Raw genomic sequence first — 20,722 nt, 5'->3', positions numbered from 1 at the left:
TCACACTATTTCTTCTCTTACTCATAGTGGACTCCTCCTCTTAACTAAATTGTACTCCTACTAAATTTAGGTGTCCAAATCAGTTAAGGGGCTAAAATGCTATCTCTTCAAATTAGGTCAAAATTCAAAGATTTAGATAAGTTAACCGGAAAAACTTCCCTTATTTTAAAGGAAATATGGGTGTTTTCCAATTTAAGCGGAATTTTTCCTGTTATTTCAATCATATATAATATTCGGAATTTATTACAAATAAAGTAAAAAAGAGTATAATTTAAGAAATAATGTCATTTCGTTAAAAATGAAACAAGGAGGTGTTTGGATGGTCAATTCTCTCAAGAAATCAAATATTAAATTTGCCAAGTTATTTTTTCACTCGATTATTCTAACGAGTATCCTGACTCTTATATCTAGTGTTTGTATGGACATAATAGCATTAATTCTTGGACATCCACTCGAAAATAATACCTTCAATTATGTCACCTTCTCAGTTTTAATATGGCTCATTTTTGCATTACAAAATGAAAAATATAAAAAATGATAAAATACAATTAATTGAGGTCCCTGAATTCTTGTTGTATGTTGGTAATAGAGAATGCTACTGAAGGTTACGTCCGCACATCATTTATTCATTGATGGAGTGGACTTTTTTTAACGGAGAATATTTTGGGGGGATGGGTTAATGGATTCTGTTTGTATGAGAAAGTTCGGGGTGGTAGTAATAATATTTACTCTGATTACTGTTTTATTTGGATGCGGAGCGGATAAAGGGGAACTTTATGACAGCAACAAAGAGATTGGTAAAAACGGAGATAGCTATACTTTTGTAGGAAGAATTGGGAGCCAAAGTAAAAAACATATTGATTTTAGCTTTAAAAAGTTTTCCGGGGTGCAAACGCAATGGTTGATTGAGGCAAAGGACAATAGTGCGATCGAACTATATTATGATGCTGAGATTGAAAAAGGTGATTTCAAGATTGTTTTTGTAACACCAAAACAAGAAGTTACCCACATTGCCCAGAACAGCAGCAAAGGTAGCTTCAAAGTTAATACTTCAAATGGGAAGTATCGAATCAAAATCGTAGGCAGGAACGCAAAAGGAAAAATCAAAATGGATTTAGAAACAAAAGGTGTGAAGAGAGTATCACATCCGGGAGATGATTAATGAATGTATGAGGGATCGGATGGCAAAGCATAATCTATTTCAAAATAGTCATAGTAAAGTTGACTACTGAGTGGTTCTGATTTCCAATAACTTGAATAGAATGACGTTTCTGGAAGTAAAATATCTCCAATTGTGATGATAAAAATGATGCAACAAAGGAGGTATTAAAGATGGCGTTAGATTTCAATCTATTGCGAGCCACCGAACGGTTTCATTATGACCATCCAACCTGTGGGGTATTGGTCGATGTATTTCAAAATGGGCATCACTGGCACGCAATCGCCACTGCGGAAAGACCGGAATGGTATTGCCATAATGGATTTGGTGAAACAAAAGAGCAAGCAATCAAGGAGGCAGTTAGTGGGGTATTAGTGTTGGTGAAAGATATTGATTAAGCATCAGTTTCTAGTGAACGGCCAGAAACCCGCAGTTTTTACATAGTTTAGTTTTACGTGGACTCCTACCTCGAGAAATGAGTGTAGGAGTTTTATTTTTGAAAGGGGGAAGAACAATGCACGTAACGATAAAAGAAATTAAGCTAAAGAGGGCAAATTCTGCACCATATGGTATCAAAGCAGAATTTAGAGAGTAGATTGATAAGTTTTCATTCATATTTTGAGGTAAACTTTAGCTAATGTTTTCAAGCAGGAATTTGTGTATAATTAGTTGGATTACCAAGGGAAATGAAATGGAGAGTAGTTATGTTTTTTCGGTTAATGTATCATATTGTCTTACCTATTTATGTAGTATTTGTTATTTTCGCCTCGATTTCGTTGGACAAGACTCAAAATGCATTTATTATGATTGGATTTGGACTTCTTTTTATAATTAGCATTTTCTTGGAGAAAATTTATCCTCGCTTATTTGTTTTCATTGCAGCTAGTGAAATCATTTCGTTGCTATTGTTTCATTTCACCAGCCAACTGAATTGGTGTTACTCAATTTACATCATTTTACTTAGTAAATTTTTATTCCAATTCAAGGGAGCCGTCAAGGGGATTTTTCTTGGTTTTGTTTTCATGGTTTTTTACACTGTTATTCGAGCTACGTATTCACCTGTAAATTCATATAGCATATTTGGGGTTGGATCAGACTTCTTAACTTCAATAGCTGTAGTACTGATCATTCAGTACATTATTGAAATGGAAACGAAAAAAAATACCCTTATTGAAGAGAAGAAACGTGAAGAACTGCGGCACCAAGAGGAAAAAGGGAAGCTAATAGCTGAAATGGCTGCAGGTCTTGCACATGAAATTAGAAACCCGTTAACGATCATTCAAGGGTTTCTGCAACATTCCAAAGGGGCAAATTATAATATAGAGCCGTGGTACGATATAATCTTTAGTGAAGTCAACAGGATGAATAAATTAACTGTTGAATTCCTACAATTTTCAAAACCAGATGTTTCTCAATACCAAGCATATTCCATCCACGAGTGTTTAAAGAGAGTCATTACCTTAACACAATCCGAAACCCGCAGATTAGGACATCAAATCGTATACACGGAGGATAATCCTGATCTTTTGGTTAAAATGGACTTCGATAAAATGGTACAGGTTTTTGTGAATTTAATTAACAATGCCATTCAGTCTATGGTTGAAAGTGGACATATTACGATTCGATTGTTCAAAGTGGAGAACTTAGCAGTTTGTGAGGTTTGTGATACGGGTGCGGGTATAGAAGATGCGGATCTGAATAAAATCTTTAATCCCTTCTTTACAACGAAATCTGAAGGAACGGGTCTGGGTCTACCCATATGTCAGAAAATTATTCAGGATCATGGGGGAACGATTGAGGTGAGTAGTACTCCGAATTATGGGTCTACATTTACTATTAGTCTTCCATTAGATATTGATGCTAATCACGAGCTGGATTTTGCCAAAGATTAGTTGACGTTAGTCAATAAGACCAAATTGGTATGCAATTAGAAAATAGGGCGCACTAATAATATAACAAAAGCCAACATTCTCACTTATACTTAGAATGTTGGCTTTTGTCCCTTCAGGTAACCTTGTAAATTCTCAATCCTCTTGTGAATCCACCCAATCCTTCACTTCATATATTCCAACGATCTCGTTCTTTGCTTTTTCAATGACATCAACACTATCGTCATTTCCCTTATAAAAGATAAAATGGGTAGGTGTTTCTGCTAGTACTCGATACCTTTCAACGTTCCCGTCTTGAACTTCAACCATATAAATTTTACCTGTTACGAAATCAAGTGTATCCTCTAAATTTTTCAAGTTCAAACCAACCTCCTGATGTGTATGTAATCTTATTTTAATAGAAATCAAACGTAAAAAGAGTTTCAAAAAGATGTGTTAATAGGGTTATTTTTTTAAGTGGATTTTTCTCCATTCGCTCGCCAATACTCCATAAACGGCATGGTCAACATAATGGTCATATAGCCACTCGGCCTGCCTAATTGTTCCTTCATTTACAAAGCCTAATCTTTCCGGAAGGGTCCTGCTGCTTTTATTCTCAACGGCAGCGCGAATTTCCACTTTATTTAGATCGAGATGATGAAAAGCATAGTTGGTCAACGCTTTAGCAACTTTGGTCATAATCCCATTTCCTTGATATTCTTCACCAAGCCAATACCCAATATAAGCCGTCTTGTTGGACCAATTTATACTATTGAAGCCTGCGACTCCAACAATTTCTTCATTGAATAAAATAACCGTATTTAAACTTTTACTGTCGGCATAACCTTTTAAACATCCTCGGATAAAATCTTTTGTATCTTCGACATTATTGGTGAAGTCAAGCCATGGTAGCCATTCTCTTAAATAATATCTCGACTTGTCTGTTAGTTCAAAAACGCTTTGGGCATCATTTAATTCGATTAGTTTTAAGGAAACATTCTCATCAATCTTATGTATAAACACAATCCACCCCCAAATTTCTTGTTGGTTTAATTTTACTATAAACGCTTAATTATTTTATTAGAAAAATAAAAATAGTAAAGCAGGTCGTCAACTATCGTGCCCATGAAGAGTGAAAAACGAAGTCAGCGGTAACGATAGGTCAACTATCGTGCCCATGAAGAGTGAAAAACGAAGCTGGCGGTAACGATAGGTCGACAATCGTGCCCATGGAGAGTGAAAAACGAAGCTAGTGGTAACGATAGGTCGGCTATCGAGCCCATGAAGAATGAAAAATGAAGCTAGTGGTAACGATAACTCCTCAATCGTGCCCATGAACAAATATTCTACTAATAGAATCAGACTTTTATTGGATTTTGATTTTTAAAAAAACTGAAAGCCCCTGGTGGACTTTCAGTTTTCATTTTTTTATCGCAATACATTAAAATTTAGCTTATTTTCTAAGTTTTACTTGTAAACCAATTTGTCAAAAAGTGTACTCTTTATGATGATGATTATGCCCAATTCTTAAGTTTAGAGGTTTTGCCGATTCCTGGGTTGAAGCTGTTGGTAGGGTCACCGTTTTTGTAGTGATCAACTAGTGCTGGTGCAGCTTCATAGAGATGACCAACATTATGCTCCGCAGGATAAATCGCACCGCGCTCATCCAGAAGTTTCAGCATTTTTTTCTTCAAGGCATGCGCATCGACACCTTTTTTCAAGATGTAGTCCTGATGCAGCACGTGGCACATGAAATGTCCGTAGTAAAGCTTATGGACAATCTGGCTCGAGATCTCCTCAGGCAGCTCTTCAAACCAGTCCATGTCATTGCGTCTTAAGGCGATATCAAGTGCCAAAATATCATCGACTTCGTCTTGATGCACCTCTTGGAAGCGAATTGCAGCACCAGCCGCCACAAATCGATGCAAGAACGCATCTGCTCCTTCTTTTGGTGTGCAAATAAAGAAATCACCCTCAGCTTCTTTGAAAAGTTCCGTCAAATATGCCTCCGCCTCAGCGTTACCTTCGCCTGACATTTTGAGCATCAAATGGTGCTCATACTTATCGCGAAATTCTTCCATTCTTTTTGGCAAATGGTTCGGGAAAAGATAGCTAAGTTTTTGCAAGATACGGTCAGGAAGATAAGGCTTAAAGATTTTCATTTTGTCCAAAATCCGCTCTGCATTCGCTTTCGAGGCAAATAAGAACGGCAAACGGTCAGTTCCAAGTTTATTGATGACAATGAATGAATCTTTGCCGTATTTTTTGGCAATATCGTAAATCTCACGGTGCATGTATTCACCAGCGACAGGGATGTTTTCAAACTCCGACAGCGCTTTTCTCCGAATCATTTCTAGCACGCGCGGCGTATTGGTTCCGATGTAGAAAACCTTTTCGTTTTGTTCTTTCGGAAACGTATCAAGTCGAACTGCGAATACTGCAATTTTGCCAGAAGAGCCTGAAGCTTCATAGAGTTGATTAGGGTCAGCATTATATCTAGCTGGGCTATCCGCGTCAACGTCACGCACGCGCGTTTGATACGTATGATTGTGCCCGTGTTTAGGAGATTCCGGCACAGCATTATAATCGTAATTTCCAGTATCAAGATTACCAAGGATTTCTTCAGGCGTATCGCCTAAGTCGATGCCTAGGTGATTCACCAGCTGCAGCTCTCCATTTTCATCAACACGAGCAAAAAGTGAAAGCTCAGTATAAGCAGGGCCGCGTTTGACAAGCGAACCGCCCGAGTTATTACAAATCCCACCGATGGCTGACGCACCGAGACAAGACGAGCCAATTACAGAATGTGGCTCTCGCCCAAGCGGTCTCAACGCATTTTCAAGTGAGTAGAGCGTTGTGCCCGGAAAGGCCAAAACTTGAGTACCTTGGTTGATCAACTGAAGGTGATCAATCCGTGTAATGGACACAATAACGACTTCACGATCATAGCCGCCAGCAGGGATTGAGCCTTCTGTTAAACTTGTATTTGACGCTTGCATGATGATGATTTTATCAAATTTGACAGCCGCTTTTAGGATTTGCCAGAGCTCTGTCAAATTCCCTGGCTTAACAACAGCTAATGCATCCCCACGTCCCGAGCGATAGCCTTTACGATATCGTAATGTTTTTGACGGATTGGTAATGATATATTTGCGATCTAGAATCGCTTCAAGTGCTGTGATAAATGAATTTTCCATTCTCATGGCCTCCTAAATATGAAAAGAATTTCTTGTATTATGACTTGTGATTTTGTGAGCGATTACATATTTATGTGTTCACATACTTTGTGAAACTTTTTCTACAAATTTATTACTCTATTAATATAATAAATCTAAATTTACAATATATCAATAGGGAAAATATAATTAACCAAATTTAACGAAAGGTTGCTTATGCGAAAAGATTTAAATCGAATCATATAGCAGGTAGGATTCCCGTCAGGTATAGTGTAGTTATTTGTTCGTAGCGAGTCATGTTGGTTAAAGGTAAATTTCTTTGTTTAAAAGGAATTAGACGGTGTTTTATAGAAAAGAAACTTATGATGTTTTTTTAATATAATTTTCCGCAAGGTCAATAACCGGATGAAAATAAAGAGAGTGGTGTACTGAATGATAGAGTACTATATTGACGGATCAATGAAGGGTCAAAGAATCGGGGTAGGGATTGTTAAAGTGAATGAATATGGCTTTATCGAAAAATATCATTATGATGTTGAGCATATCAATCCGACTTCTAATATTGCCGAAGCATATTCTCTTGAAAAGGCTTTGGAAATGATTAAGCAATTTGACCTTCATAAAAATGAAATGATTGATATATATACTGATTGCCAAAAGTTGTATCAATTATTTCTTTTCCACGAAAAAACAGAATTCACAAACAGTCAATATTTTGTGAAACAGGAGGCCAATCGATATTTTCAACATATCAGAGAGCTATATATAGAATTAACTTCTGAATTCTCCCAGTATCCTGTCTATCATTGCGAGAAAACAAATCGTTCAAGACCGTTTATCAAAATATTTTATCAGGACGATGCGAAGGATAAAAAATATCTTCAATATGCACATGATTTAAGCAGACAATATTTAAAAGAAGAAACTAAACCGATTATTGTTGAGCTTAAAGCAAAAAGAGAGAATAACTCTTGGTACATAATAAAAAATAACAAGCCCATCGCCGAAAATAAACGGCCAATTTTAGCTTTGGCACAGGCCTTGAATCAGTTTGATTCCAATTCAAAAATAAAAATGAGTGACGATTTAATAACTCTCATTAAAAACACAAGAACGATGAAACTTTCAAACGAGTCGATGAAAAAGGCGATGAAAGTAATCGAGAAATACAACCTTTAATATCAGAAAAATGGTCCTGGCGCCAGTGGATAAGATGAAAGTATATTATAAATAAACGATGACCCTTATCCATTACAAGGTCATCGTTTCGTTCGCATTAAGCCTCTGAATCAATCTGTTTTACGATTCTTTCACATATCTCATGTGTGAGCAATGAATCTTCTATTGAAGGATTTGGCGCTATGTTTTTTTTAACGCACTCAATAAAATGATCGGTTATTTGATAGAAGCCTCGTTTATAAAGGGTCGGCTCCCAATCACCGAAATTTGTGATGCTGACCTCTTTATTATGTAAGTGTGTTGTTTCAACTAAACTATTCACGACATATTTGTGGTGGCCTGTGTGATACTCAATCGTTTCCTCAGTTACACCGCCATTGCGATTCATGATGCCAATCGCCAAACAGCCATCACCAATTAATTGAATCACGACTTGATCTAGCTTTTCTCCCGACTTTTGGAACTCGACTTTTACATCTTTTACCTCTGTAGCCATTAGGAACCGCAGCGTATCGACCACATGAACAAAATCCTCAACGATAAACCTTCTAACAAAATCAGGTGCTGCAAACCGATTTTTCTGCATGAGAACCAGGTTTGCTTTGCCGTGTTCCTTTAAATCCCGTACCATCGGAATAAATCTCCGATTAAAACCAACCATGGCGATTTTTCCACTTTCGTTTGCAAGCTTCACGATTTTTTGGGTTTCCATGAAGTTCATCGAAATGGGCTTGTCTATGTAGGTACTAATTCCATTTTCTAATAATTTTTCAGCAATCTCGAAATGCGCCTCAGTTGCGGTGCTGACAATGGCTGCATCAATGCCAGTTGCGATTAGCTCTTCCACAGTTCGTACTTTTTCTTGAATACGATATTTTTTTGAAAGCAAATCGAGCGTTTCCGCATTTCTTGTACAAAGAACGAGTTCTATTCCTTCTTTTTCTGAAAGCACTGGTAAATACGCCTTCTTGGCAATATCGCCCAGGCCTATAATTCCAATTTTCATGATTGTCACCTCTTGTTCCAGTTTTGGAATTCTATTCATTTAGTCATTTTACTACAATTGGTCAAATATTTCTTAAATCACTCAAAATCTCTTCCGCAACCTTTACATAAGTACGTTAGTTATTAAAATTCTTCCTCACTGTTCTTTAAAATCGTGATAAACTAATAGGAAATAAAAGGAAAAGGGGGAGTGAAACGAGCATGAAGCCCAGCATATTTAATTTTCTAGGGGAGTTTTCAAGTACGTTAGAAGAGTTAGGATTACGTATTGAGACACTCTTGTGGGATCAGCCGCAGGCAGCGATGACCCAGATGCGTTTGTTTGGGGAAAAATTAATCTCAATGGTTTTTGAACAGGAAAACATGAGTGAAGTGTACCCACTTAAACAGGTGGAGAAAATTAATAGATTATTTAAACAGGATGTTATCTCAGAGAATATATACAAGAGGCTTGAATACATAAGAAAAAAAGGGAATATCGCGTCCCATCAGGTGACAGAGATTGGACCTGAAGTGGTAATACGAGCACATTGAGCATTATTTGATATCTGTGTCTGGTACGCAAAAGTTTATGGTAGTCATTCCTTTACTGTTCCCGAATATATGTTACCTACTAAGCAAAATCAAGACCATCATATGATAAAACAACAGATGGATGAATATATCCAAGAGACTGAAAACAAATTTGCTGAAATAGAGGCTCAACTAGAGCAATTGAAGCATGAAAAGCTGCAAGCACAAACAGAAGTTAAAGAAATCGATGGACCTAGAGTACGAACAGTCAGAGATCGGGAAAAGACGAACATAAGAGCAGTCCCATTAGAAAAGTACAAATCAACATTTGAAGCAACAAATTTTAAGCTTACAAACGTATCGAAAAAAGCAGCGGAGTTTGAACATCCTGAATATGGAGCTTATATCTATCTATTAGACAATGTAACACCAACAATCGCTATTCATCCTTCATTATTTGAACGTGCAAATACATTAGTAGAAATTCCGAATAAACTGGTAAAAAGTACTGCGTTAAGACGCTTCCCCAAAAAAGAAGAAGACGGAAAACTTAAGTCTAATTTTGGTTATACGTATACTTTTCAGACTAAGAGTGAATTAGAGTCGTTGTTGGCAAGAATAGTACAGGTTTTGGAGGATAGGCACAGGGTAAGAATTTAAACCATAAACCTGATTTTTGTCGGCATTCGTACGTGAACATTCTAGTTTCAAACCTATTTTCGAATCAGGATTGATTTCGGTAAAATAAACCTTTCCGTTTCCCGGTTCTGATTAGGTTCAAGCATTTTTTTGTCTCTTTTGTCGTTTTGTGTCGATTTGGTTTCGTAATCCATTATCATATTGACAATACGGGCGATTTTACGTAACTTTATGAAAGTATAATACTAAGGAGGAACAAGACAACATTGAATAATCAACATCATACCTCAGTAAAAATCGTTACCGCTGATCCATCTGCACTTGGGCTGTTTGGTTTAGCAATTGTAACACTCGTAGCATCTTCACAAAAATTAGGACTGACAGAAGGTACTGCATTAGTTCTGCCATGGGCCATCTTTTTAGGTGGTATTGCACAATTAATTGCAAGTTTCCTAGATTCAAAAAAGAATAATGTATTTGGAACAACAGCATTTGGAGCATTTGGATTATTTTGGTTTGGTGTTGGAACAACATGGTTGATTCAAATGGGTGCTTTTGGTGAAAAGCTCCTTGCTAACGCTGATTCAAAACAGCTAGGTGTTGTATTCATCGGCTACCTAATCTTTAGCCTATTCATGACAGTAGGTGCAATGGAAACTCATAAAGTACTGTTTTTTATTTTTGTACTAATTGATTTCTTATTTATCGGATTGTCCCTCAGCTCATTTGACATTATGTATGAGTTCTCTCATATGCTTGCAGCCATCTCTGAATTGCTCATTGCTTTACTATCATTTTATGGTTCCGCTGCAGCAGTCTTAAATCCACATTTTGGGCAAGTTGTTTTACCAGTAGGTAAGGCATTTGGTATCTTTAAAAAACCAAATGAAAAAGAACAGAAGACTGAAAAACATCTTAAAGTTGGGTAATAACAATTAAATCTCAAATAGTAGCGGAATAGAACATTTGTTCTATTGTTGATAGTATTTTAGAGCATCTCTTTTGGGGATGTTCTTTTTGTGCTAGTCTCCAGGAGGAGTTTATTACAAAAATAATAAATAAACTACCAACAGGTCATATTTTGCCACGTACCCTCGATACATGTTGATTGCATGGACAAACCATCAATAATTTTACAATTTACTTATGAAAGCCTTTCAATCATCCTTTGTTTTATTTGATTTATCACAACCAATTTAAACAAGGCGACAAATTACGAGGCGAATTTTAGTACTTCTGAAAAGGTTCTAATAAATCAATATAGTAAAATTACAAATTCTTTTTAGACTAAATAAGACTATACCACTTTTTAAAGGGGTGTATGAGCTTTTATTCCTATACCTTTTTTAGCAACTGGTCTTATAGAGTTTGAGACAAAAAGATAGGAATTATTCCAGCAGATTCAGTAGTATAAACGAATCATGAATTTATGCCCAAAGTAGTAATAATAATGAGTTTAAAGGCGCGAACTAATGAGTAGATGGTTTTTTACGAAGGTCATTTAACAAAATGTTGATGAGTGAGGATGGTTAGGGATTTTTAAGGGAACTGGGTCAGCAATTGAACTTGCCCCCCATGTCACTCCCAACGGGTGATAGGTTTTCTCCTTATTCAATGTAACAGCAAGAAATATCCACTTATTATTTGGTTTTAATAAAAATGACAATGATTGTGAGGTTTTAATCTTTAATCTTTGTATAAAATTTGACATAGTAATGACATAGTATAACCATATCCTGGTGTATGGTAATATATAACTATTACGACTATTATTATTCATAATTTAAAAAAAATTAGTTATGATTTGAGGTGGAGCAAATGAGTAATTCATATATTACTTATTTAAATTCATTAAACAATGCAAACAGTTCGAATGAAAACGCTTTAGCTGAAGCGCAAGTCACAAACCCATTCTATGAAAGGATTAGAGTAGAAAGAAATCTGGGTATTTATTTAGCTGATAAACTAATAAAAAAACCCGTCTCAATAATATTGACGGGTCACGCTGGTGATGGAAAAACTAGTTTGGTCCATCAAATTTTAAGACAATTTAACCTTATAAAACCAAATGAAGATCTTAAAATTTACGATGAAGTTTACTCGAAAGAATTAGAAAAATCTATTTTCTATGTAAAAGATATGAGCGAGCTTTCTGAGGAAGACCAAAATAAATTACTTAAAAAGTCTTTAGAAATAAAGAAAGAAGGAAATTCTGCAATCCTTGTTTCTAATACTGGACCTTTATTACATTCATTTAAAAGGATTTTTACTGAAAACAGTGATGAAGTTGAAATGGGTCTGTTAAAAATAATGGATGAGAATAATGGAATTGAATCAGAAGTTGAAGGAAACGAAATTCTTCTAATTAACATGGCGAGAATTGACAATGTTATACTTGCACCAAAAATTTTGAGTAATCTACTTTCAAAAGATTTATGGGAACCTTGTACGGAGTGTGAAAATATACAAATTTGTCCAATTTATAACAATTATAAAACGTTAAGCAGTAATGTAGTAAATGTAAACAATGTAATAAGTGCCTTTTATCGATGGATGTTCGAAAATGATCGAAGGTTAACTGTTAGACAAATTCTTTCGCATCTTTCATATTCTTTAACAGGAAATATTTTTTGTAACGAAGTAGGTGAAAAATTTTCATCTAACCATATAGAAAAGATGTTTAGATACAATTCATCCAATTTATTTTTTGGATATCTAGGAACAAATATAGATAGTGATGCAACTCAAATTAAGGCTATAAGAGAATTGCAAAATTTAAAATTAGATTCTAAAGAGTTAGACTATGACTACTCTTTTTTTGTTAAACAAGATTTTTCCTTTTTAACTGAATCTGCACGAAAAATAGCAAAACCGATTTGGGAAAAATATAACCGACATTATACATATAGTTCATTGAATTTACTTACTGACAAAGAGCCTTTTGAATTACGTAAGGCATTAAGAAGAATGGAAATACTATTTGGAAAATACGATGAAAAAAATATGTTTATTTTATACAATAAATTATTTTCTCCCGTTTTTGCAGATTTTCTGAAGTTCAGAAGCAATAAAATTGGTGCCCGTGAGAGCAGAGAATTGCGAAGTAAGATTACTAAAGCATTATACTTTATTTTCGTGGGTTCATTTAATGGATATGCGGAAAGTGATGTAATATATTTACCTTTAGTACGTTCTGGTAGTGGTTTTCAAAGTGTACAATTACTCCTTGGTAGAATAGAAAAAAGAGAGATTAGGGTATTACAAGAATTAAAACAATCGTATTTTGACAAAGAAGAAAGCCGTTATAATATGTTATTGAAATTCTCAAAAGTAACAGAAACATTTCCAATATCATTAATGTTGTTTGATTATTTAGATAGGATTTCCAAAGGTGCAGTATCTACAAAAATAAATCCCGCCTTAAGCCATGGTATAGATACAATGAAATCAAAAATTTATGAAGAATATAAGTTTGAAGACGCAACGACAGAAGTTTTAGTTCATACGAATGTTGGACCAAAGGTTATATCTATAGAAGTTGATGATGACGAAATGTTTGTTGGATAAGGGGTGGAAATATGGTGCATAATAATATTTTTCCTGAAGGAAATAATAAGGATGTAAAAAAGCAAAATATTCAAATTCAAACCTATGGTCAAAGACTATATAGGGATCAAACTTTTTACGAGTATATATTAGAATTCTTATTAATTTTCATTTCAAATAAAGGGTCGGAAACAAGTAAAACGAAAGATAATGGTTTTTCTTTTCCCATTCATTTAAAAGATGAAAAACTTGCATATTATCCATATCCACGGATGGGATTAAAAAGATTTGTTTTTTTGAGCAGAAGTGAGCCCGATAAAAGGTTTAATGTTGATATTAACGCATTAGAAGATCATAGGGACTATTTAAAAAGCAAGATTAATATTTCAGATTCTAATATAAGTAAAGAATTTGTATTAGATATACTTCAGGATTTATTTTATGGCTTTAATGCCATAATTGGAAAGCGTTCTTGGTTTGCGCAATCATTATTACCAGTAACTCCTGAGTTAATTTTTCCAGAGGCAATTGGTAGTAAAAAGTTTCGAGAGAACTTAGATTATCAGGTTGAAAATGACGATGTTGATTTTGGTTTTGAATTTAACCAAAGAAGTTTTATGGCAAGAGGTGGCGAAGTTTATTATCTTCATGTTCTTCAAGGGCTAGTTGGACAAAATGAATTAAAAAATGAATTAGAGGAGCTTTTAAGAAAATTAATAAAAGGGGTTCCACAATTAAGCATTTTATCAAATTTTATTCAAGTAGCGTGGCAGGAGTATCATTATCCAAATCAACCAGATAAGATTCAGTATATTACTAAAACAATGGAATGGATTCCTTCAAATTATCGGTTCCGTTCATTTTATACTGTAAGTGAATTAAGGAATTTGTTAAGCTCACTTATTGATCCCTTAGAAAAAATAGACTTACTAGGAACGTTAATTATTTTTCAAATAATGAGGATGATGAGTCTTCAAGCTTCACTAAAATTAGAAAATGAAGATAATATGGAGTGGGTAATAGATCTAACAAATGATCCCAATGGACAAATAAGAAAAATAGCAACCACTTCTTATCAAAGGTTTGAAGAGAATGTATTTAGAGCAGTTCATACTGCGGACATAAATACATATAAAGAAGTAGCAAAAAGAGAAGAAGCTGATATTTATGAAGATGCATCAAAGGATACCAATCGATTAATTAGAAAGCTTGGTAAAGATATTGATTTTATTATTCCACCTAAGGGTGCAAATATGAGGTTTAGTTTAAATGAGGATTTAATTAAACTTTTAGTAATCATAATAATAAAACCGGGTGAAAGAATGTTGTTGAATACCTTCTTAGAAAAATGCTATGAACAATTTAAAATTATTATCGGACCAAAAGAAGCTAAGCTCCATTGGAAAGACAAAATAGATTTTGATTTTTCTCCTTTTGATAATAATTCAGAAAAATTTCAAGAAATGTTAAAAGACAGTGGATTTTTAAGGGATCTATCTGACGCGATATCTATTGTAGAAAATCCATTTAAGGGGTGATTGTATGGAAGATTATATTAAAGAAATAAACCAATTACTCGAATCTAAAATTATTAATAATCAATCAAACAGACATCTCTTTAGATTAGAATACTTTGTCCATCCATATATATATTTAAGCATTTGCTCTAATTTTAAAAGAAAAGCTGAGAAAAAGGGAATTAAGTTTACTGCTAAGATCGCTTCGGAACAGTTTAAGGAATACGAGCATAACCCGTTATATGTAAAATATATTTCTGAATTCTATTCAAATGATTACATTGATAAAGACAATTCCATGACAAAATGGAGAAATGAATGGACACAAGGGCTATCCGGTATAGTTTTTTTAATGGGTACTGAAAATGTAGAGGATAAAGGTGGGTTAAATGATTTTTTTACAATTTCACCTAAATCAGTTGAAAATAGCTTAGGTGAAAATTATTCAAAATGGTTTTCAGAATTAATAGATTTAGATGATAAAGATGAAGTTAATATCATAAATCATTTTTTATCTTCTTTATTAAAAATTGTCCCCAAGGATGTTTTTAAACTAAGTCAAATTATTGATGAAATTAAAAAAGAGTCGATTTACAATGCAAAAGAAATTGTCGAGTTATTAGCTAAAAGGTTATGGATTGATTGGGGATTACCATCTATTTACTCTATTGAAGATAAGGAAATTACAAAATTAAAAAAAGGAAGGAAATTTGAATTATTATCTAAAGCAACAAAGTTTATTAATAGATCTGAGTATAAAGATAGTTTAAGTAAAAGTAAATTTGTAAAACTTGAGAAAAAATTTGATGAATTTGCTTTAAATCACCCTGAACTGATTAAAGAGAATGAGCTTCAAATAAAAGAAGAATTTTCTTCGTTTAATGAATTTAAAGTGGGAATTATTAATTATTTTCAGGGGAAAGATGTTGATATATTAAGACCTAAGCTTTCTCGGATGGATTTTAACTTTATAAATGCAATTTTAGATATAAAAATTAGTGGTACAGTTGGGAAAAAAGACAAAGTTAAGACAATATACGGTACACCGTTACAAGCTTTTTCAAAAATGGTCATTAATACATTAATGGATAATCGTAATATTATTGGAAATATTTCAAATGATGATGGGTTTTGTCTAGAATTCATAGTTAAAAGCGTTACTTTTGCTGATACATTAAGCAATGATGAAGATAAGTATGATAAGTGGTCAAAGCTCTGCTTATTTACTAATGGTCTTCTAGAATATCTAAATGAAGAAATAGAAGATAAAGTACCTCTAAAATACGAAGATAATGCTGAATTCTTTAATTTAAAAAGATTTGCAAATGTAAATATAAATGCTGCTTCATCTAATATTAAATTATCTAATATTTTATTTGAAATTAAAATAAACGAAGAAAAGAAACATAATTTCAAATGGGTTTTTAATACAAATGACTTTTGGTATAGGACTTTTATACATTTAGATGAAATAAATAAAAAGCTTGAAGAAGAATCTTTATTGCTTCCTATATTTTATGCTAAAGGATTAGGGAGCTTGCTTGAATGTAATGATAAAGAATCATTTCATTTTCAACTAATTGGTAAAAAAATTGGGATTATTAATACTTTAACAACCTTACCAGATGAAGTAAGGAATGGGTTATTATTTTCAAAAATGATACATTTAGTTAAACCTTATGAGAATTTTGTGAGTTCATTATTTGAAAATGGGCTATATAATTCCATTAATCCTGCAAAAAGTGACAGTGCCTTTAAATTTATTAATACCTATATTAAGGTAGTAAATGAAATTTCAGAATCAATTAATGATCTAAATGCGGTTGAGAAAGAACACTTAAATTTAATTGCAAACCTATTTTACATAGTTGCAAATAAGGATGTTGCTGAAGCTAATTTAAAATTAGAAGGAGCTATAATACCACCTTATCACCCTGCAATGCTAGAAAAATTAATAGAACAGCAATCTTTCCAAAGGCGTGGTATAGGGTTGGTCATAAAAGAAATATTAGAAAATGAAAAGATGTCAAATACAATAATAGAGAATAAAATAGTAGCAGCTGAAAAACAATCAACTATTATTTCATCTGTAGACACAATAATATCAGAAATGGAAGAATCTAGGATTCCTAAAAAAGTATTTGGTTATTATGCCCTACATGGAGAAATAACATCTGATATTGCGCTAGATATAAATTCAATGTTGGATGCTGATTTGGTTTTTGATGAAGATTTTGATACTAAAGAGATGATATCTGATACAGCTTTGTCTCGCTTAATAACAGAACAAATAAATGAGTATGTAAGAACTTATCCTGCTCATACTGATTCTATACGTATAACATTTTTAAATTTTTCAAATTTACAACCAGTTATTGCTGGTCTTCACGGATTTGTCAATAAATTAGGGGGCATTAATCACAAGATACACTTAAGGCTTCAAATATTTGCCCAAAGTGGATTAAACCAAGGTAGAAACTATGTTAATTATTGGCTTGATAACTTTTTTACTGAGTCTGATCCAGTTAATATTGAAACATATTTTAATGATTTGAATCTACAGGAGATTAGTTTGATCGATATCGAGGGGCAGCTTTTTGAAAGTGACATTACATTCTTAGAAAATATTTTAAAAACTAATGGTATTGTATATGAAAGAACTGGAGAAAAATCTATAGAGCCCTCTGAGACTAGGTTTCCAATGGTATTTCATCCTATCCCGGTTTTAAAAAAGAATTTAACAAAAAATATATCAATTAGCCAAAAGCAATTCCAAGCATCATATTATCATACACAATTGCTTCATTGGATTGAGAGACCACACAGTGTAAAAGATACTTATAGAATAGAAAAGGAATTAGTACTTCCTGAAAAAATGATTGAATTAATGGATTTGATTCATAAAAAATCTAGATGGCTTGTTACACTTGATTCTGGGCTTGATAAGGCATTTCTAAAAGAAGAAAATGTTATTAGTTTTTCAACTGGTGAAGGAACATTTGGGGAATTGAATATGACAGTTTCATCTAGACCAGAAGTAAAGTCTGATTTAGAGGTAAAATTAACCAGAAGATTAAAGGCCCTTTTTCCATCATGGTCTAATGAAATGTGTAGGGAATCTGCTAAGTATTGCATTGAGCAATCGCATGTGCTAGACGGAATGAAAGTATTAAAGGCATTAAATCCCCATGATTATGAAATTCACAGCTTTTTATCTAGTCTACTATCATTTAATAGTATGGAAATTAACTCTAGAAATGAAAATGAAGTAATAAATAATTATATTTCTTTAGATAGCTACAAACATTGGTTTTATGGAGAACCAAATCGGCCAGACTTTTTGAAAATAGAGATTAACAAACAATCACAGGAAGATATGGTAGTAATTGATGCAACATTAGTGGAATGTAAGATGGCAAAGTATAACGAGGTACACATAAATAAAGGAATTCAACAATTAAGCAATGGTGTTGCATATTTAATGGATAAATTTAACCCTTCTTCGAAAGAATATAATAGAAGATACTGGTTCTCACAACTATATCGAATGTTAGCCTTTTCTACAATGAATATTTCAGAAAGTGAAAAAGAGAACTCCAATATGAATCAGCATTTATTAAAAATATTAGAAGGGAAATTTAAAATTAATTGGGATTCCGTATTGATAACCTATTGGCTTGATTATAATGGCGAAATTATTGAGGAAAGAAGTTTTTGTTTAGAAGGAACGGGTGTGAATTGTAAACATTTATCATTCGGTCAACTATATGTACAAACTGAGCTTTTACCTTCAGACTTTAGGAACGATGTATCGTTTGAGGATCCAACAAGTTTAGAGATGTCTTTAGTGGCGGATGATGAATTTGTAAACGATGTTGTACTTAATGATAACATTGATAAATTAAAGGATCGAGAGCTCGAAAAAGAAAGGTACGCAACTGAAAAAGAATTAATAAATAAACAGGTTATTAAACAAACTGCCTCTAAAGAAAATAACGATGGAAATCGAAATCAAATTAACCTCATTGAGTTTCTAGAAAATCAACATGTTGCTAATAATCAAGATGGGTTAAATAATATAACAAATACTAATTCAATAGAAGAAAATGAAAAAACCACATCTAGCTCTAGTGAAAAAAATGATAATAAGGAGACTACTAATTTAGAAAACATTAGGATCCTTTTAGGCGAAGAACATAGGACTAAAAGAAAAATTTATTGGGAGTATGGTCATCCCCAATTAGAGAACAGACATATATTAATTTCAGGTAAATCAGGTGTTGGTAAAACGTATTTTATGCAATGTTTACTACTTGAATTAGCTCGAAATAATATCTCTAGTATAATTTTTGATTATACAGATGGATTTAAAAAATCAAAACTTGAACCTGAATTCAAGGTTTATTTGGGTGAGAAAGTAGAACAATTTCATATTCAACTAAATAAATTTCCAATTAATCCATTTAAGAAAAATCAAAAAGAAATAGATGAAGATTTATTTAAAGAGGAAGAGGATACAGATGTTGCTGAAAGAATAAAGGATGTGTTTGCAGCTGTTTATGATACAGGGCCTCAACAAGCAAACTCGATTTACAGAGCAACAATGAAGGGATTAGAGAAGTACGGAAATCAAATGAATTTAAGATACCTAAAGAAAGAATTAGAACTAGATGGGTCCTCCTATTCAAAAACAGTATTATCCAGAATAGAACCCCTTATCGATCGAAATCCATTTGATTCTTCCTCAGAATACAACTGGGATAAACATAGAGAAAAGAAGGGTATTGTATTTGTGGTTCAATTATCCGGATTTACCAGAGAAATGCAGTTAATTGTCACTGAATTTATTTTGTGGGATTTATGGAATTATAACTTATCTCATGGTGATAAGAGTAAACCTTTTCCTGTAATATTAGATGAGGCGCAAAATTTAGATCATAGTGAAAATTCACCAAGTGCCAAAATCTTGACAGAAGGAAGAAAATTTGGGTGGTCTGGTTGGTTTGCTACTCAATTTATGCAAGGTCAACTTCATAAAGATGAAATTCAGAGGTTACAAAACGCTAGCCAAAAAATTTACTTTTCTCCTCCAGAAACTGAGATAAATGACATTGCTTCATTTCTTAGTACAGATACACAAAAGAAAAAAGAGTGGGCAAAGAGATTAGCGAATCTTCCAAAAGGCCAATGCATTGTTGCAGGGCCAGTACTGAGACCAGATGGTAATCTTGAAAGGAATACACCAATGGTGATTAATGTTACTCCGTTAAGGGAAAGGATATGAAATAGTGAAATTCCCATTAAATTTTCATCAATCATTTGCACCAGAAAAAGAAGCGATTGCACAAATTGTGCAATTCGCTTCTAACAATTTTAATGATTTTTATACAAAAGAAGAGATATCTCAATTAACATCAATACCTACCGGAAAACGATCTGGAAAAGTAGTGCCACATATAAATTATGCTAATGCAATGGGGTTAATTTGTGTTAAGAAGGATGGAGCAACATTCAAAATATCACTTACACCACTTGGACAAGTAGTAAGTGAGGAAGACCCATATTTTATTGAAGAATTAACAAACTATTTGTGTCATTGTAATTTATCTAGTATTACATCAAAAGCAGAAATGTGGTCTTATATTTATAACGTAGTAATAAAGACATATGGTCTTGTACTCACAAATAATAGCTTGAAGTCGACTTTGAATAAATACTTTGATGGAAAAGATGTAAATATCACTCCTTTTCGGACATGTTATATAGAAGACAGATGTTTTGGTGATCTTAAATTATTGGAAATATTGGAGGAGAAATACATATTTAAATCCCATAAAGTTAATAAATCTTATAAATTTTTATATGGTTATTTATTACTTAGTAATTGGGAACAATTATTACCTAATCAAAGTGAGATAACACATAATAATCTTATTAATGAAATAGGTTTTGGAAATCCGTTTTTATGGGATGAAGCAAGTATAAATGAAACTTTAGAAATACTGCGAGAAGAAAGAGTTATTGTAATAAACCGACAATTGTCACCGGTAACTTATATAAAACGAATATCATCTAAATCTTTGTTATCAAAAATTTATAGTCTTCTAATTTAGGAGTGAT

15 protein-coding genes are annotated in these 20,722 nt (G+C 33.2%); 11 read left to right on the top strand and 4 right to left on the bottom strand.

The annotated features are described in order from the left end of the window. Positions 1-679: 679 nt before the first annotated feature. The 3 genes from HHO41_RS18735 (at position 680) to HHO41_RS18725 (ending at position 3,051) form a co-directional block, all read left to right on the top strand. Entirely contained in the window at positions 680-1,162 is a 483-nt protein-coding gene (locus HHO41_RS18735; RefSeq protein ID WP_169101518.1) for a hypothetical protein, read from the top strand. Positions 1,163-1,332: 170 nt separating this feature from the next. Continuing rightward, a complete protein-coding gene (locus HHO41_RS18730) occupies positions 1,333-1,557 on the top strand; it encodes a hypothetical protein (RefSeq protein WP_169101516.1) in 225 nt (74 codons plus the stop codon). A gap of 306 nt (positions 1,558-1,863) precedes the next feature. Then, positions 1,864-3,051: a two-component system sensor histidine kinase NtrB gene (locus HHO41_RS18725; RefSeq protein ID WP_169101514.1), complete on the top strand. Its 1,188-nt coding sequence runs from the start codon at positions 1,864-1,866 to the stop codon at positions 3,049-3,051. 132 nt (positions 3,052-3,183) lie between these two features. Here the strand turns inward: HHO41_RS18725 and HHO41_RS18720 are convergent, their stop codons facing one another. From HHO41_RS18720 to dld, 3 genes are all read right to left on the bottom strand, one after another. After that, the gene (locus tag HHO41_RS18720; protein ID WP_169101512.1) at positions 3,184-3,411 is read right to left on the bottom strand and encodes a hypothetical protein; all 228 of its coding nucleotides are present in this window, start codon (positions 3,409-3,411) and stop codon (positions 3,184-3,186) included. A gap of 81 nt (positions 3,412-3,492) precedes the next feature. Next, entirely contained in the window at positions 3,493-4,050 is a 558-nt protein-coding gene (locus tag HHO41_RS18715) for a GNAT family N-acetyltransferase (protein ID WP_169101510.1), read from the bottom strand. A gap of 491 nt (positions 4,051-4,541) precedes the next feature. Next, positions 4,542-6,224: a D-lactate dehydrogenase gene (gene dld, locus HHO41_RS18710; RefSeq protein WP_169101508.1), complete on the bottom strand. Its 1,683-nt coding sequence runs from the start codon at positions 6,222-6,224 to the stop codon at positions 4,542-4,544. Between the two features lie 411 nt (positions 6,225-6,635). Here dld and HHO41_RS18705 point away from each other — a divergent pair, with 411 nt between their 5' ends. Next, entirely contained in the window at positions 6,636-7,382 is a 747-nt protein-coding gene (locus tag HHO41_RS18705) for a hypothetical protein (RefSeq protein WP_169101506.1), read from the top strand. Between the two features lie 97 nt (positions 7,383-7,479). Here the strand turns inward: HHO41_RS18705 and HHO41_RS18700 are convergent, their stop codons facing one another. Continuing rightward, positions 7,480-8,388: a Gfo/Idh/MocA family protein gene (locus tag HHO41_RS18700; protein ID WP_169101504.1), complete on the bottom strand. Its 909-nt coding sequence runs from the start codon at positions 8,386-8,388 to the stop codon at positions 7,480-7,482. A 200-nt stretch (positions 8,389-8,588) separates the two neighbouring features. On the opposite strand from HHO41_RS18700, the gene HHO41_RS18695 reads away from it, so the two are divergent. The 7 genes from HHO41_RS18695 (at position 8,589) to HHO41_RS18665 (ending at position 20,715) form a co-directional block, all read left to right on the top strand. Next, positions 8,589-8,921: a DUF4145 domain-containing protein gene (locus tag HHO41_RS18695; protein ID WP_169101502.1), complete on the top strand. Its 333-nt coding sequence runs from the start codon at positions 8,589-8,591 to the stop codon at positions 8,919-8,921. A 102-nt stretch (positions 8,922-9,023) separates the two neighbouring features. Continuing rightward, positions 9,024-9,560 carry a DUF2002 family protein gene (locus tag HHO41_RS18690; protein ID WP_169101500.1) on the top strand — a complete coding sequence of 179 codons (537 nt, stop codon included), beginning with the start codon at positions 9,024-9,026 and terminating at the stop codon, positions 9,558-9,560. Between the two features lie 245 nt (positions 9,561-9,805). Next, positions 9,806-10,468, top strand: coding sequence for an acetate uptake transporter (locus HHO41_RS18685; RefSeq protein ID WP_169101498.1), 663 nt, complete (start codon positions 9,806-9,808; stop codon positions 10,466-10,468). A gap of 889 nt (positions 10,469-11,357) precedes the next feature. Next, on the top strand, positions 11,358-13,106 hold the full coding sequence (locus HHO41_RS18680; protein ID WP_169101496.1) for a hypothetical protein: 1,749 nt from the start codon (positions 11,358-11,360) through the stop codon (positions 13,104-13,106). 11 nt (positions 13,107-13,117) lie between these two features. Then, positions 13,118-14,623, top strand: a complete 1,506-nt coding sequence (locus HHO41_RS18675) for a hypothetical protein (protein WP_169101494.1) — start codon at positions 13,118-13,120, stop codon at positions 14,621-14,623. A 4-nt stretch (positions 14,624-14,627) separates the two neighbouring features. Continuing rightward, positions 14,628-19,886, top strand: a complete 5,259-nt coding sequence (locus tag HHO41_RS18670) for an ATP-binding protein (RefSeq protein ID WP_248278536.1) — start codon at positions 14,628-14,630, stop codon at positions 19,884-19,886. Between the two features lie 4 nt (positions 19,887-19,890). Further along, positions 19,891-20,715 carry a hypothetical protein gene (locus HHO41_RS18665; protein WP_169101492.1) on the top strand — a complete coding sequence of 275 codons (825 nt, stop codon included), beginning with the start codon at positions 19,891-19,893 and terminating at the stop codon, positions 20,713-20,715. Positions 20,716-20,722 lie beyond the last annotated feature (7 nt).

The sequence above is a fragment of the Bacillus sp. DNRA2 genome, assembly GCF_012843265.1.
Lineage (GTDB): Bacteria > Bacillota > Bacilli > Bacillales > Cytobacillaceae > Bacillus_BU.
The sequence above is the reverse complement of the archived record's forward strand: the minus strand, read 5'-3'. Positions and strand labels throughout refer to the sequence as shown.

Coding starts and splice junctions, on each gene's coding strand:
- HHO41_RS18735 (WP_169101518.1), top strand. CDS start 680: ATGGATTCTGTTTGTATGAGAAAGTTCGGGGTGGTAGTAATAATATTT.
- HHO41_RS18730 (WP_169101516.1), top strand. CDS start 1,333: ATGGCGTTAGATTTCAATCTATTGCGAGCCACCGAACGGTTTCATTAT.
- HHO41_RS18725 (WP_169101514.1), top strand. CDS start 1,864: ATGTTTTTTCGGTTAATGTATCATATTGTCTTACCTATTTATGTAGTA.
- dld (WP_169101508.1), bottom strand. CDS start 6,224: ATGGAAAATTCATTTATCACAGCACTTGAAGCGATTCTAGATCGCAAA.
- HHO41_RS18705 (WP_169101506.1), top strand. CDS start 6,636: ATGATAGAGTACTATATTGACGGATCAATGAAGGGTCAAAGAATCGGG.
- HHO41_RS18700 (WP_169101504.1), bottom strand. CDS start 8,388: ATGAAAATTGGAATTATAGGCCTGGGCGATATTGCCAAGAAGGCGTAT.
- HHO41_RS18695 (WP_169101502.1), top strand. CDS start 8,589: ATGAAGCCCAGCATATTTAATTTTCTAGGGGAGTTTTCAAGTACGTTA.
- HHO41_RS18690 (WP_169101500.1), top strand. CDS start 9,024: ATGATAAAACAACAGATGGATGAATATATCCAAGAGACTGAAAACAAA.
- HHO41_RS18680 (WP_169101496.1), top strand. CDS start 11,358: ATGAGTAATTCATATATTACTTATTTAAATTCATTAAACAATGCAAAC.
- HHO41_RS18675 (WP_169101494.1), top strand. CDS start 13,118: ATGGTGCATAATAATATTTTTCCTGAAGGAAATAATAAGGATGTAAAA.
- HHO41_RS18670 (WP_248278536.1), top strand. CDS start 14,628: ATGGAAGATTATATTAAAGAAATAAACCAATTACTCGAATCTAAAATT.